Source organism: Promicromonospora sp. CA-289599, from assembly GCF_050936155.1.
GTDB lineage: Bacteria > Actinomycetota > Actinomycetes > Actinomycetales > Cellulomonadaceae > Promicromonospora.
Genome location: NZ_JBNJNI010000001.1, coordinates 1,831,114 through 1,845,642, shown reverse-complemented (window position 1 = coordinate 1,845,642; position 14,529 = coordinate 1,831,114). Strand labels below are relative to the sequence as shown.

12 protein-coding genes are annotated in these 14,529 nt (G+C 69.8%); 8 read left to right on the top strand and 4 right to left on the bottom strand.

What is annotated here, in order from left to right:
- Nucleotides 1-30: 30 nt before the first annotated feature.
- From ACQEVI_RS08065 to ACQEVI_RS08055, 3 genes are all read right to left on the bottom strand, one after another.
- On the bottom strand, nt 31-2,208 hold the full coding sequence (locus ACQEVI_RS08065; RefSeq protein WP_432896636.1) for an alpha-galactosidase: 2,178 nt from the start codon (nt 2,206-2,208) through the stop codon (nt 31-33).
- A 66-nt stretch (nt 2,209-2,274) separates the two neighbouring features.
- Nucleotides 2,275-4,827, bottom strand: coding sequence for a glycoside hydrolase family 2 protein (locus tag ACQEVI_RS08060; RefSeq protein WP_432896634.1), 2,553 nt, complete (start codon nt 4,825-4,827; stop codon nt 2,275-2,277).
- 113 nt (nt 4,828-4,940) lie between these two features.
- Nucleotides 4,941-5,543: a pentapeptide repeat-containing protein gene (locus ACQEVI_RS08055; protein ID WP_432896631.1), complete on the bottom strand. Its 603-nt coding sequence runs from the start codon at nt 5,541-5,543 to the stop codon at nt 4,941-4,943.
- A gap of 136 nt (nt 5,544-5,679) precedes the next feature.
- On the opposite strand from ACQEVI_RS08055, the gene ACQEVI_RS08050 reads away from it, so the two are divergent.
- From ACQEVI_RS08050 to ACQEVI_RS08040, 3 genes are all read left to right on the top strand, one after another.
- On the top strand, nt 5,680-6,654 hold the full coding sequence (locus ACQEVI_RS08050; RefSeq protein WP_432896628.1) for a hypothetical protein: 975 nt from the start codon (nt 5,680-5,682) through the stop codon (nt 6,652-6,654).
- Between the two features lie 439 nt (nt 6,655-7,093).
- The gene (locus tag ACQEVI_RS08045) at nt 7,094-7,840 is read left to right on the top strand and encodes a hypothetical protein (RefSeq protein ID WP_432896625.1); all 747 of its coding nucleotides are present in this window, start codon (nt 7,094-7,096) and stop codon (nt 7,838-7,840) included.
- A gap of 236 nt (nt 7,841-8,076) precedes the next feature.
- Nucleotides 8,077-8,973, top strand: a complete 897-nt coding sequence (locus ACQEVI_RS08040; protein WP_432896622.1) for a hypothetical protein — start codon at nt 8,077-8,079, stop codon at nt 8,971-8,973.
- Between the two features lie 91 nt (nt 8,974-9,064).
- On the opposite strand, the gene msrA is transcribed toward ACQEVI_RS08040, so the two are convergent.
- A complete protein-coding gene (msrA, locus tag ACQEVI_RS08035) occupies nt 9,065-9,754 on the bottom strand; it encodes a peptide-methionine (S)-S-oxide reductase MsrA (protein WP_432896620.1) in 690 nt (229 codons plus the stop codon).
- Nucleotides 9,755-9,945: 191 nt separating this feature from the next.
- Here msrA and ACQEVI_RS08030 point away from each other — a divergent pair, with 191 nt between their 5' ends.
- From ACQEVI_RS08030 to ACQEVI_RS08010, 5 genes are all read left to right on the top strand, one after another.
- Nucleotides 9,946-10,716, top strand: coding sequence for a metallophosphoesterase family protein (locus tag ACQEVI_RS08030; RefSeq protein WP_432896617.1), 771 nt, complete (start codon nt 9,946-9,948; stop codon nt 10,714-10,716).
- A 55-nt stretch (nt 10,717-10,771) separates the two neighbouring features.
- Nucleotides 10,772-11,371, top strand: coding sequence for a YdeI/OmpD-associated family protein (locus ACQEVI_RS08025; RefSeq protein ID WP_432896614.1), 600 nt, complete (start codon nt 10,772-10,774; stop codon nt 11,369-11,371).
- A 147-nt stretch (nt 11,372-11,518) separates the two neighbouring features.
- Complete coding sequence (locus tag ACQEVI_RS08020) at nt 11,519-12,778, top strand: AI-2E family transporter (protein WP_432896611.1); 1,260 nt, start codon at nt 11,519-11,521, stop codon at nt 12,776-12,778.
- Between the two features lie 29 nt (nt 12,779-12,807).
- Nucleotides 12,808-14,067 carry a threonine ammonia-lyase gene (gene ilvA / locus ACQEVI_RS08015; protein WP_432896608.1) on the top strand — a complete coding sequence of 420 codons (1,260 nt, stop codon included), beginning with the start codon at nt 12,808-12,810 and terminating at the stop codon, nt 14,065-14,067.
- A 107-nt stretch (nt 14,068-14,174) separates the two neighbouring features.
- Nucleotides 14,175-14,528, top strand: a complete 354-nt coding sequence (locus tag ACQEVI_RS08010) for a YciI family protein (protein ID WP_432896605.1) — start codon at nt 14,175-14,177, stop codon at nt 14,526-14,528.
- The last annotated feature ends 1 nt before the right edge of the window (nt 14,529 follow it).

Sequence of the window (14,529 nt, the reverse complement as noted above, 5' to 3'; positions counted from 1 at the left end):
CTGTGGCGTCGGTCCTGCTGCCGGCGGTCTCTACTCGGCCGGGGTAGTGGCCGTCACCTGGATGATCAGCGCCTGCATCGGCCACAGCGTCGGCAGCTGCAGGCCGACGCCGGCCAGCACCGAGCCGGGTATGTCGATCGCTTCCTTGCCGAGCCAGCCTGGCGTGACCCCGCCGAGCCACTTCGCCGTCCCGACCTCGTCGCGCACCTGCACGCTGTACCGCAAGGCGGGGTCGAGCCCGTCGAGCCGCACGCGTTCGGTGAGCGCGTCCTGCGGCGACGCCACGGTCGCGACGGTCCACATGCCCGCCGTGCGGTCGGGTGACACGAATCCGGTGACCCGCAGTGCCGGGTCCACCGTGTCGGCGTGCACCACCGTGCCGGTGTGGACGAGGGACCGGAGCTCCTTGTAGACCGCTGCGTACGCCGTGACCGCGACCAGCTCGTCCTCGGTGCAGGTCAGCAGGTCCCACTCGAATCCCGCGTGCCCCTGCAGCGCGGTGGCCACCCGGTACGAGAGATCGGTGGTCCGCCCCGACGAGTGCGTCGGCGACGGCCCGACGTGCGCCCCGATCAGCTCGGGCGGCAGGACCAGCGACGTCCACCGCTGGATGTCCTGGCGTTCCAGGGGGTCGTTGGAGTCCGACGCCCACACCCGGTCGGTGACCTCCAGGATCCCCAGGTCGGTTCGACCGCCGCCCGAGGAGCACGACTCGATCTCCAGCCCTGGGTGGTCCGCCTTGAGCCGCGCGATCAGCGCATACGCGGCAAGGGTCTGCACGTGCGTGCCCGGCCGGGAGACACCATCGGAGCCCATGTTGACGGGCTCGGCGAGGTCGCGGTTGTGGTCCCACTTGATGAAGTCGATCCCCAGCTGCGTCACGAGGGCCGAGATCTGCGCGCGCACGTGCTCCCACGCCTCGGGGTTCGCGAGGTTGAGCACGTACTGCGTGCGGAACGAGAGACCGTCCGGCGACGGGACCGCTGCCGTGTTCGACAGGATCCAGTCTGGATGGGCGCGCGCCAGGTCCGAGTCGAGGTTGACCATCTCGGGCTCGAACCACAGCCCGAACTGCATCCCCAGCTCGTGCACCAGGCCGGCGAGCGGGTCCAGGCCCTCCGGCCAGACGTCGCGGTCGACGACCCAGTCGCCCAGGCCCGTGGTGTCGTCGCGACGGGAGTGGAACCAACCGTCGTCGAGCACGAAGCGCTCCACGCCGACCGCCGCGGCGCGCCTGGCGAGCCGCTCCAGCTTGTCCGGCGAGTGGTCGAAGTACACGGCCTCCCATGTGTTCAGCACCAGCGGCCGGGGGCTCGTCACGTGCTGCGGGCGCGCCCGCATCCATGTGTGGAACCGGTCCGAGACACCGTCCAGCCCCGTCGGGGACCACGCGAAGTACGCCACCGGGGTCCGGTAGGACTCGCCCGGAGTCAGGTGGATCTCGCCTGGTCGCACCAGCTCGCCGGCTCCGAGCATCGTGGCGTGCTCGGTGAGGTGGTCCACCCGGTGCGTGACGTCGGCGCTCCACCCCAGGTGGGTCGCCCACACCTCGCCGGTCCGGTTGCGCGGTGTGCCCGACGACGCCAGGGTCACCCAGGGCGCGTCGTGCCCCGAACGTCCGCGCCGGGTCTGGCGGACAGTGCTGCCGGCCGGCATCGCGGTCGTGACCGGCACCTTCTCGCGGGACCAGCGACCGGTGAACTGCGTGAGCTGATCCGCTGAGCGGGGTACGGGCAGCATCGCCTCGAGCCAGTGCACGTCGACCACGACGGAACCATCGTTGGTGAGCTCGTGCCGGAGGAGTACCAGCCCACCCGGGCCGATCTCCAGGTACGACCGGAGCGTAAGGCCCAGCCCGCTGTCCCAGGCCGTGACCACCAGCTCGGCCGCAGCTCGCTCGGTCTCCGTGACGGTCCACCGCGGGTAGAGCGGGACGCCGTCCGACACGACGAGGAGGCCGGGCCGGCCCGCCCACCCGTCCGACTCCTGCGGCAGCAGCGACGGACGCCAGGCCGCGTCGAGCGTGCCGGGCGCGGTCTGGCGGCTGGTCGCCAGGTCGAGCGCCTGCAGATCTGCGGACGAGAGCTCGCCCAGGTCCGCGCCCCAGTGGAGCACCAGTGGCAGCCCCGCCTTCGGATGTGCCACGACGACGGCTACGCCGTCGCGTCGCAGCACCGACCAGCTGGTGACCTCGTCAAAATCCGTCATAGTGCTGCCCTCCGCCCCAGGACCACACAGTACGAGTGGTCACCGACATCACGTTCGAAATGGGTTCTAGCCTGCTGGTCTCGTCACGAGGTCGTTCTCCGTGCGCAGCACCGGCCGGGTGACCAGCGCGTCCTGGTCCAGGCCACGGCTCGTCACGTGGAACACGGCAGTCGTCCCTGCCGGAAGGTCGACCACCTGGTCGTCCACCTGCGCGTTCGGGTCGAGGTGGTCGGCCAGCAGCGTCACACCGAGAGCCAGCGACGTCGCCGTCACGTCCACGCGGTAGCCGCCGTCCTCCGCCGTCACGGTGGCTCGCACGGGCGCGGAGTCGAGGGCGAGGTCCTTGCTCTCCGCCCACCGGTGCAGCCCAAGGGCCTCGCCGAGCGTGACGACCAGTACCTCGTTCGCCGGGTCCTCGACGGCGACCAGGTCACCGTCGAGCGGCACCAGGGTCACCGACCGCGGACCGACGGTCACTGTCTCTGCCGCCACGCCCGACGTAGCCAGCACCTCACCGCCGAGGGTGGTCCGGGCCGCCCTCACCTGCCCGGTCCACGGCTCGTCGGAGTCGTTCACGAGCGCCGCCACCAGATCCGTGCCGCGCGGCTGCACCGTCACCATGCGGTCGGCGAACGCGTGCTTCAGCGCGTACCAGAGCGGCTTGCGCCGGGCGTCGCCGTCGACCGCTGCCCAGGACGTCACGGGCCAGCAGTCGTTGAGCTGCCACACGATCGCCCCGGCCGTACGCGGCCACCAGGACCGGTAGTGCTCGAGGGCGTACTGGATGGCGCGCGCCTGGTTGAGCTGCGTGGCCCAGTGCCAGTCGGTGAAGTCCTCCGGGACGTCCAGGTGTGCGGCCATGCCGCCGTCGAGCTTGAGGTTGCCGTAGTCCGCCTTCTGGTGGAGCAGGAAGACCTCGGACTCCTTGAACCCCGGCGGCACGGTATCGCCGTTGGGCAGGATGGCACGGCGCATCGTCGCCCAGGTCGCCGGACCCTGGAAGCCGAACTCCGACGCGAACCGCGGCACGTCGTCGCGGTAGTGCGTGTAGTCGACGCGGTTCCAGACGTCCCACTGGTGGTGCGTGCCGTGGTCCGGGTCGTTGGGGTGCATCTCCTCGGGCGTGAAGCCGGGGGAGTAGGGCGAACCGTCCGAGTAGGGACGGGTCGGGTCGACCTCGGCCAGGACCTTGGGGAAGAGCTCGTAGTAGTAGCCGGCGCCCCACGTGAGGTCGCCCAGCGGCTCCTTCCAGTCCCAGTCCTCGTGGCCCCAGATGTTCTCGTTGCCCCCGTTCCACAGCACGAGCGAGGGGTGCGGTGCCAGGCGGGCGGCGTTCTGCCGCAGCTCCGCCTCGAACTCGGCCCGGTGCGGTGACTCCTCCGGGTAGGCGGCGCAGGCCAGCAGGATGTCCTGCCAGACCATGACGCCCCTCTCGTCGCAGACGTCGTAGAAGTCGTCGGACTCGTAGATGCCGCCGCCCCACACCCGCAGCAGGTTCAGGTTCGCGCCGAGCGCCTGGTCGATACGCTGTTCCAGGCGCTCGCGCGTGATGCAGGTCAGCAGGTGGTCGTCGGGGATCCAGTTGGCGCCCCGCACGAACACGGGCTTGCCGTTGATGAGGAACGCGAACCGTGTGCCGTGCTCGTCGGGTGTGCGGTCCACCTCGACGGTGCGGAAGGCGACCCTGCCGGACCAGGCGTCCAGCGGGTCGGAGCGGTCCTCCCCGTTGCCCTCGTAGAGGGTCACCTCGATGGGGTAGAGCGGCTGCTCGCCGTACCCGGCCGGCCACCACAGGTCGACGTCGGGCACCTCGAGCCGGCCGGTGAACTCCTTGATGTGGGCAGAGCCGTCGCCGCCCCGCGACCCGATGGTCAGGCCCCGGCCCCCGACGGAGACATCGACGGTGAGCGGCCCGGCGTCGGACAGGCCGGACGTCTCGACCTCGACGCGGACGTCGACCAGTCCTGTGCCGTCGTCGGCCACCGTCACCAGTGGCGTGACCTGCGCGAGGCGTGCCACGCGCCAGCGCTGCACTCGGACGGGCTTCCACAGGCCGGCCGTCTGCAGATCGGGACCCCAGTCCCAGCCGAAGGAGCAGGCCATCTTGCGGACCATGTTGAAGGGCTGGTCGTAGGCCATGGGGCGCGTACCGAGCCGCTGCGCCTCGGCCTCTGCCGTCTCGAGCGCGGAGTCCAGGTCGACCACGAGGTTGGCGGGAGTCCCGACGAGCTCGCGCACGTCGTACCGGTACGAGCGGTGCATGTTCGCGGTACGGCCCAGGTTGATGCGACCCTGGCCGGCGCCGGTCCGCTCCACGTCCGTGTCGACGACGACGGTGGACACCGTGTCGATGCCCTCGAAGAGCAGGTCGACGCGCTCGTCCGGTTCCGCGGGCGGCTCGTCGAGGACCGTCGCGTACCGCCAGGTGGCGCGCTTCATCCAGGCGAGCGAGGTCTCGTTCGTGCCGAGATACGGGTCGGGGATGAGCCCTTGCTCCAGCAGGGCGGTGTGGCTGGTTCCCGGGACCGTCGCGGGGACAGGAACCCCGGCGAGGTCCGCCGGGACGGGGCCTCCCGTGGCCGTCAGGGTCCAGTCGGTCAGGTCGCGGCTGATCTTCATCGATCCTCGTCCTCCCAGAGCAATGTGCTCAGTGCGTGTGCGAGCCGACCCGAGCATAGAGGGCGCGTGTGGCCCCGATCGAACCGATATCACCGGGTGGTTTCGCTGGTGGATCAGTCCGGCCGGACAACCAGGCCGAGCGTCTCGGCCAGCGCGATCGCCTGCGCCTCGCTGACGATCGCCCCGGTCATACTGGCCGAGAGCGGGTCCAGTGACGACAGGTCGCTGCCCCGCAGGTCGGCGTTGCTCAGGTCGGCCTGTTCGAGGTCGGCGCCCGACAGGTCGCAGCCGATCAGCACCGCACCGGATGCCTTGACGCCGGCCAGGTCGGCCTCGCGGAAACGTACGCCGTCGAACTCAGCGCCGGCCAGGGCGGCCCGGTGCAGGTCCGTGAAGGACCAGTTGCCGCCGGTGACCTTGAGGATGTCGAACCGGCAGTCGGCGAACTGGGAGCCGACGAGCTTGCAGCGCTCCAGCTGCGCGTCGAAGAACACGCACGCGTCGAACACGCACGACGTGAACGCGAACTCCGTGAAGTGGGCACTGTTGAAGCGAACGCCCCGGAAGACGCACGAGTCGAACGTCGCGCCCGTCCCCGTGGTCTCGGTCATGTCCACGTCGGCGAACAGCGTGGCCATGTGGTCCTCGCCGGTGAGGTCACGGCCGTACCAGTCCTCGCGGGCGACGGTGAGCTCGGTGGCGGGCATTCGGATCATGGAGCGACCCTACGGCGCCCCACTGACACGCCCCGGGCAGCGGTAGCCGTTCGGGTATTTCGCAGTTGACCAACGAAACCCTCTCGTGGCGCGTCACGGTGGGTGGGAACGGTTCCCAGGGATCTGAGGAGGAGACGTGTTCGAGCACAGGAAGAGAAGGCTGAGCGGTGCGAAGTCGACTGGCGTCGTCATCGCTCTTGGCCTCATCGGCGCCATCGGAGCACTGGGCGCGACGCCGGCGATCGCGGCCGATACCGAGGGTCCGATCCAGACTGCGGAAGTGACCCCGGAGGCGACTCCGGAGACGACGCCGGAAGTCACTCCGGAAGTCACTCCGGAAGCGACCCCGGAGCCCACCCCGGAACCGTCCGCCACGGACGATGCACTGATCGAGGTCGTGCCCGCGATGCCCGCGATCACCTGGCCGAGGTGTGAGGGCGACAAGTACATCCCTCCGACGCTCAGCGCCCCGGGGAACAGCGACGGCATCGAGTACGTGTTCGAGGGCTACTGGTACACGAATCCGTTCCTCGTGCCTATTGACCTGGAAGTGCTCGCACTCCTGAAAGAGGGTTACACCTGGGCGGCAGAGATGCCGGCCGGGTGGCGCGCTTCGAAGTCCGGAGATGCGGCGGTCTACGAGGTGAAGTTCGAGGATGTGCCGTGTGCGCCGCACAATGATCCGGTCGTGCCGGAACTGCCCGTGGTGACGCAGGCGGAGTGCGTGGACGGTGAGCTGACGGAGCCGACGGTCACGTTGCCGGAGGATGGTGATGGGATCACCTACACGCTGATGGACCGCGCGTCCGACCCCGAGTCCACCCTTGACGTGTCCGCGAAGCTTTCCTGGAGCTACTTCTGGGCGAAGGAAGAGAAGTTCCCTGAGGGTTGGCACTGGTCGGATGTGGACGTCGCGTGGTATGACGTGGAGTTCGACGAGGTGTCGTGCGAGCCGGGAGCGGAACAGCCCGCACAGCCGGGGGCGGAGCAGCCGGAGCAGCTGGCTGCCACCGGTCCGTCAGACGTGGTGGTCCTGGGCGGGGCCGCTCTGCTCACCGTCGCGGCTGGTGTCTCGCTGATCGTCGTGCGACGTCGCGTGATAGGTCGTTGACCCGAACCGTGGGAACGGCCTGACGGCGCGTTCTGCACACATAGGTGCGCCCGGTGATCTGTTCAATGGATCACCGGGCGCAGCTATGTGGTGCTACGCGGCAGGCGTCGGATACGGGGCGCCCGTGGTGGCGCGGCAGCGGGAGCCGTTCGGGTATTTCGCAGTTGACCAACGAAACCTTCTCGCGGCGCGTCATGGTAGGTGGGGGCAATTCCCAAAGATTTGAGGAGGAGACGTGTTCGGACACACGAAAGGAAGGCTGAGCGGTGCGAAGTCGACTGGCGTCGTCATCGCTCTTGGCCTCGCCGGTGTCGTCGGCGCGCTGGGCACGATGCCGGCGGTCGCGGCTGATACCGAGGGTCCGATCCAAACCGCGGAAGTGACTCCGGAGGCGATTCCGGAAGTGACTCCCGAAGTGACTCCGGAAGCGGATCCGGAAGTGACTCCGGAACCGCCCACAACGTACGATCACAAGCCCGAGATCACGCCCGAGACGCCCACGTTCACCTTGCCGAGGTGCGAGGGCGACGAGTTCATCGCTCCGACGGTGACGCTCCCGGCAAACACCGAGATCCTCAACTACAGGTGGGGCGCCCAGAAGCCCCCGTTCACGAGCGTGCCTCTCACCGTGGAGGTGTATCCAGGGACGGTGAACCAGGAGGAGGAGTGGGTCTGGACGGAGGAGTGGGCGAACGATCCGCCGGACGGTTGGCGTGTGGAACCCGGGAGCCCGGCGGTCTTCACGGTGAAGTTCAAGGATGTGCCGTGCGCGGCGGGCCCCGAGCCGATCGTGCCGGAAACGCCTGTCGTGAAGTCGGCGGAGTGCGTGGACGGTGGGCTGACGAAGCCGACGATCACGTTGCCGGCTGACGGTGCGGCGACGTACGAGCTGCACCGGCTCGAGCCCGGCCGGTCGTACGTGGTGAAGGCGCGAGTAACCGACGGCTATAGGTGGGCGTCCTGGGAGTTCCCTGACGGTTGGGTCGATCACGGCAGGCGCCTCGCCACGTACACGGTGACGTTCGACGAGGTGTCGTGCGAGCCGGTAGCGGAACAGCCCACGCAGCCGGGGCAGCTGGCCGCCACTGGTCCGGGGGACGCGGCGGTTCTGGGCGGGGCTGCCCTGCTCACCGTCGCCGCAGGTGTCTCGCTGATCGTCGCGCGACGCCGCGTGATGGGTCGCTGACCCGAACCGCAGGACCGGCCCGACCGCTAGCCCCTGCACACATAGATGCGCCCGGTGATCTGTTCAATGGATCACCGGGTGCATCTATGTGATTTTACGCCGCAAGCGTCGGATATGGGGCCCCCGTGATCGCGTGGCGACGATTGTCGTTCGGGTATTTCGCAGTTGACCAACGAAACCCTCTCGTGGTGCGTCATGGTGAGTGGGACCAATTCCCAGACATTCGAGGAGGAGACGTGTTCGAGAACAAGAAAAGAAGGCTGAGCGGTGCGAAGCCGACTGGCGTCGTCATCGCTCTTGGCCTCACCGGCCTCGTCAGCGCACTGAGCGCGATGCCGGCGATCGCGGCCGACGCCGGGGCCCCGATCCAGACCGCGGAAGTGACTCCGGAAGCCACCCCGGAGCCGTCCGCCACGGACGATGCGCCGGTCGCAGTCACACCCGAGACGCCCGCGTACACCTTGCCGAGATGCGAGGGCGACGAGTTCATCGCTCCGACGATGACGCTCCCGGCGGACACCGACGCCATTGACTACGAGTGGAACGACCCCGAGATCGGGCCCCCGTTCGACAGCGTGCCTCTGACCGTGGGCGTGCTCGCAACACTCAGCGAGGGCTACACCTGGACGGCGGAGATGCCGGACGGCTGGCTCGTGCAGATTTCCGGTGATGCGGCGCTGCTCAAGGTGAAGTTCGAGGACGTGCCGTGCGCGTACGAGGAGCTGGTCGTGCCGAAGGTGCCGGTGGTGACGGCACCGGAGTGCGTGGACGGTGAACTGAAAGAAGCGACAATTACGTTGCCGGCGGATGGTGCGATCACTTACACGATGCGGGAGATCGAGGGCAACGACCCCGACTGGTGGTACATCGTGAGAGCGGTGACGACGGACGGCTACAGGTTCGCACACTGGAAGTTTCCAGAGGGCTGGGAATTGACGGAGCCGGGCATCGCGGACTACATGGTGAAGTTCGACGACGTGTCGTGCGAGCCCGGAGCTGAACAGCCGGAGCAGCCGGACGAACTGGCTGCCACCGGTCCGTCGGACGCGGCGGTTCTGGGCGGGGCCGCCCTGCTCACCGTCGCGGCAGGTGTCTCGCTGATCATCGCGCGACGCCGCGTGATGGGTCGCTGACCTGAGCCGCGGGACCGGCCTGCCGCAGGCCCCCACACAGGGCTGAGCCCGGTGATCCGTTCGACGGATCACCGGGCGCAGTTCTTTGGTGCTACGCGGCAGGCGCCGGATACGGGACGCCCGTGGTGGCGTGGCACCGGTAGCCGTTCGGGTTCTTCGCGTGGGACAAGTACTGCTGGTGGTAGTCCTCGGCGTAGTAGAACGGTCCGGCCTCGGCGGCCGGGGCGATCTCCGTCGTGATCGCGTCGTAACCCTTGGCGCTGAGCACCTCGGCGTACCGCTTCGCCGTCGCCTGCGCCGCCTCTGCCTGCTCCGGCGACGTCCAGTAGATCGCCGAGCGGTACTGCGTACCGACGTCGTTGCCCTGGCGGAAGCCCTGCGTCGGGTCGTGCCGCTCCCAGAAGATCTTGAGCAGCTCCTCCTCGGTCACCTTGGTCGGGTCGTACGCGACGAGCGCCGTCTCAGTGTGGCCGGTCCGCGCGGTGCAGACCTCGTCGTACGTCGGGTTGGGCGAGGTCCCGCCCATGTAGCCGACGGCGGTGCTCACCACGCCGGGGACCTGCCAGTAGATCTCCTCGGCGCCCCAGAAACAGCCCATCGCCAGGTACAGCACGCGCGTACCGGGCTCCCACGGGCCCGTGATCGACGAGCCGAGCACCGTGTGCGGCCGCGGGCTCTGCAGCACCGGCGCCGAACGGCCGGGCAGGGCGTTCTCGGGCGCGACCATCGTGGTCTTCGCGGAACCGGAGCCGGGGCCGAAGAGGGAGTTGAGGAACGTCATCCGACACACATCCTTAAGGTCTGCTTCGTGCGACAGCACGTTTGCCTATGGCAACGCCGGCGGGGCCGACAGTGTTCCGGCGCGGCCCGGGGCATAAGCATCACCCAGGATTCCTGCTCAATGCTTATGTCCACTTCTGCCGTCGGCAGACGCTGGTGGCGCCGCTGGGCTCTGCGCGGGATCGTCGGCACATGAGCAGCGAGGTCGGTGCCGTAGCGGTCCTGTCGGACATCCATGGGGTGCTCCCCGTCCTGGACGCAGTGCTCGCCGAGCCGGACGTGATCGCTGCCGACCGCGTGGTCGTCACCGGCGACCACGCCGCCGGGCCGCAGCCCGTCGCGGTGCTGGACCGCCTGCGATCCCTGGGGGAGCGGGCGCTCCTGGTGCGTGGGAACGCGGACCGCGAGCTGGTCACGCTCGCGCGGGGCGGCGACACGGCCATCCCTGATCCGGTCGCGCCCTGGGCGGCGGCCCAGCTGCGGCCCGACGACGTCGCCCTGCTCGCCGGCCTGCCGCACCCGGCTGAGCTGACGGTGCGCGGGTTCGGCCGCGTCGTGTTCTGCCACGGCACCCCGCGGGACGACGACGAGGTCGTGCTCGTCGACTCCTCCCTGGAGCGCTGGGCAGAGGTGCTCGGCGAGCTCGACGCCTCCGTTGGCACCGTCGTCATGGGCCACACACACATGCCGTTCGTGCGCCTCGTCGACCGGCGGCTGTGCGTCAACCCCGGCAGCGTCGGCATGCCCTACGGTCGCTCGGGCGGATCCTGGGCGCTCCTGCGGGACGGGCAGGTCGAGCTGCGGCACACACCGGTCGACGTCGAGGCAGCGGTGGCCGCGATCGCGACGGCCAGCACGTACCCCGGCGCCGAGGAGTGGGCGCGGGAGTACCTGACCTCGGCCAACAGCGACGCGGACGCGCTGCGGGCGTTCGCGCCCCGGGACGGCCGGGTGAAGGGGTAAGACGCGGACCAGGACCGAGCCGACGATGTCGGTGTCCCGGCGTAGCGTGCGTCCCATGGCCGACACCGATCCCGAGCTACTCATCACCGACGCCGCAGCGTGGCGCGCTTGGCTCGACGAGCACGAGGGGTCGTCGGACGGCGTCTGGCTGGTCCTCGCGAGGAAGGGCAAGGACTCCGCGACGAGCCTGACCCGCGACCAGGCGCTCGAGGAGGCGCTGTGCAGCGGCTGGATCGACGCCCAGGCGCTCAGCCGGGACGACATCACCACGCTGCAGCGGTACTGCCCCCGCCGGTCCCGCAGCCGCTGGTCGGCGCGCAACGTGCGCATCGCGGACCGCCTGGTCGCGGAGGGGCGGATGCGTCCGCGCGGCCAGGAGGAGATCGACAAGGCCAGGGCCGACGGACGCTGGGAAGCCGCCTACGAGGTCAACAGCAACTTCGAGGTGCCGCCCGACCTTGCCGAGGCGCTCGCGGCCGAGCCGCGGGCGGCGGCGATGTTCGAGATCCTCACGGCCCAGAACCGGTTCGCGATCCTGTTCCGGATCACGGGGGTCAAGAAGGCAGAGACCCGCGCCCGCAACATCACCAAGTTCGTCGAGATGCTGGAGCGCGGCGAGACGCCGCATCCGCAGAAGCGGAAGCTGGAAGCCTGACGGTGGGGAGCGGCACCCGGACGACTTTCGAGACATGTCGGACCGGTGTACGGGCGGTGGACCTTTCGTGCGGCGCGTGAGCACGTCAGCGGTGTGTCGGTGTGCTCCCCTAGGGTCGTATCTGTGTCGCAGACCGAGGAGACAAGCGTGACGTCCAGCCAGACCACCGCGCCGCCCATCGACGATTCGGGCGCTGTTCCACCAGCCATTCGGGCGGCCGCCTCATGGTCGTGGCGCATGCTCCTCATCGGTGCGTTCGTGGCCGCCGCGTTCTGGCTCCTCACGCTCCTGAAGACGATAGTGATCCCGGTCGCGGTGGCCCTGCTCCTCACGATCATGCTGACGCCCGTACGTCGCCTGCTGAACGAGCGGCTGCGCGTGCCGCGTGGGCTGGCCGCGGGCTTGTCGCTGATCGGCCTGATCGTCGTGGTCGCCGGCCTGATCACGCTGGCCGGGCAGTCGATCGCCAACGGGTTCGCCGATCTGCGGACCCAGGCCATCAGCGGCTTCAACGAGCTGTGGACGCAGGTCTCGGCGACGTTCGGGCTCGAGAACGAGCTGCAGAGCTACAGCCAGGACATCCTCGATCAGCTCGAGGCCCAGCAGGGCGCGATCGTGAGCGGTGCCCTCGGAGCCGCCGCCACCGCGGGCAGCGTGCTGGTCGGGGCGTTGATCGCGCTGTTCTGCACGTTCTTCTTCCTGCACGACCCGCGGGGCATCTGGGGCTGGCTCGTCGGTCTGCTGCCGCGGTCCTCCCGGGAGCGGGTCAACCAGGCCGGCCGGCGCGGGGCCGTCACGCTCGCCGCCTACACCCGCACGCAGATCCTCGTCGCCGCGGTGGACGCCGTCGGTATCGGGATCGGCGCGGTGTTCTTCGTCCCGTCGCTCGCCCTGCCGATCAGCATCCTGGTGTTCGTCGGTTCGTTCGTGCCGGTGGTCGGTGCCATCGTGACGGGTGCCATCGCCGTCGTCGTGGTCCTCGTGTCGAACGGCTGGGTCGCCGCGCTCATCATGCTCGGCGTGGTGCTGCTGGTGCAGCAGATCGAGTCGCACGCGCTGCAGCCGTTCCTCATGGGCCAGGCCGTCTCGCTGCACCCGGTCGCCGTGATCCTCGCCGTGGCCGCCGGGTCGTACGCCGCCGGCATCGTCGGTGCCCTGTTCGCGGTCCCGCTCGCAGCCGTGCTGAACACCGTGATCCTCTACCTCAACGGGCACGACAAGTTCCCCGAGCTCGGTGACGAGGACGCCTTGCCCATCCGCTGGCGAGCGGCCGACGCCCCGCCGATCCCGCTCCGGCTGCGGCGCGGCACCGGTGTGGTGACCGAGGCGGCCGCCGAGGACGTCAGCGCCCACGAGGATCTGGACCCCTCGGGCCGAGGCGCTTCAGAGGGCGATCAGAAGCGCTGAACGTGCATCCGGCGGCTGAGTCGGGCAACATGCCCGCTGTGCCCCTGGATCCGTTCGACCTGGAGTCGTACGGCGGCCACCTCACGGTGTCCGCCGACGACGCCCGTGCCGCCGCAGCGATGCTCGACGGCGTCATCACCCGTACCCCCATCACCGAGAGCCGCGCGCTCTCCACCATCGCCGGCACGAAGGTGCTGCTCAAGTGCGAGAACTTGCAGCGTGCCGGCTCGTTCAAGGTGCGTGGCGCGTACGTGCGCCTCGCGCGTCTGTCGGCCGCTGAGCGGGAGCGCGGGGTCGTCGCCGCCTCCGCGGGGAACCACGCGCAGGGCGTGGCGGTAGCCGCGGGGATGCTCGGGATCGACACTGTCGTCTACATGCCGGTCGACGCGGCCCTGCCCAAGGTCGCCGCGACCCGTGGCTACGGGGCGGAGGTGCGGATGGTGGGCTCGTCGGTGGACGAGGCGCTCGCCGCCGCACGCGTCGAGGCCGCCCGGTCCGGGCGGGTGCTCATTCACCCGTTCGACCACGTGGACGTCGTGGCGGGCCAGGGCACCGTCGCCCTGGAGATCCTGGAACAGGTGCCGGACGTCGCCACCGTCGTCGTGCCGCTGGGCGGTGGCGGTCTGGTGGCCGGCATCGCCGCGGTGCTGGCCGAGGCCGCACCGCACGTGAAGGTGGTGGGTGTGCAGGCGGCGTCGGCCGCCGCGTACCCGGCCTCGCTGGAGGCCGGCAAGCCGCTGGCGGGGAAGCTCGGCTCCACGATGGCCGACGGCATCGCCGTGGGGCTGCCCGGCGACGTGCCGTTCGGGATCGTGCAGAAGGAGGGCGTCGAGGTCCGGACGGTCACCGAGGACCAGCTCTCGCGCGGTCTCCTCGCGGTGCTCGAGCGCTCGAAGCTGATGGTCGAGCCCGCCGGCGCGGCAGCGGTCGCCGGCATCATGGCCGCCGGACCTGGAGCGTTCAAGGGCCCGATCGTCGCGGTGCTGTCCGGCGGCAACATCGACCCGCTGGTGCTCCTGCGCGTGGTGCAGCACGGCCTCGTGGCCGCCGGTCGGTACCTGAAGCTGCAGGTACGGCTGATGGACAAGCCAGGCGCTCTCGCCCGGCTCGTCGAGACGATCGCCGCGGCGGGCGCCAACATCGTCGCCGTCGACCACACGCGGACCGACGTCTCGCTGGCGGTGTCCGAGGTGCGGGTCAATCTGCAGCTCGAGACCAAGGGCGCCGACCACCGCACCGCCGTCGTCGAACGCCTGGAGTCCGAGGGCTACGAGGCCATCGCGAACTGATCGTCGCGCGGGTGTCGTGCGGGCACGCTCCCGTTCGTCGTCGGGGTGACGCGGCCGGTCGGCCGCGGGACCATGACACCGGGGACCGCCCCGGAAGGGAGCACGCCATGCGCTATCTCATGCTCGTCCTGTCCACCCCCGACGCCCCGGCCGACCCGGGGAACGTGCCCGAGATCGAGGACTGGGTGCGGGACACCTACGGCACCGGCCGCGCGGTCCTCGGCGACCGGCTGCGCCCGCCCGCCGACGCAGTCGGTGTGCAGGTCCGTACCGGCGAGGTGGTCGTCACCGACGGCCCGTTCTCGGAGACCAAAGAGGTGATCGCGGGCTTCGACGTCCTGGAGGCGCCCGACCTCGACGAGGCGATCAGGATCGCCGCCGCCCATCCGATGGCACACGTCGGCGCGGTCGAGCTGCGTCCCTTCTGGCCGCTGGAGCTCGACAGCGACGCCGAGGCCTAGG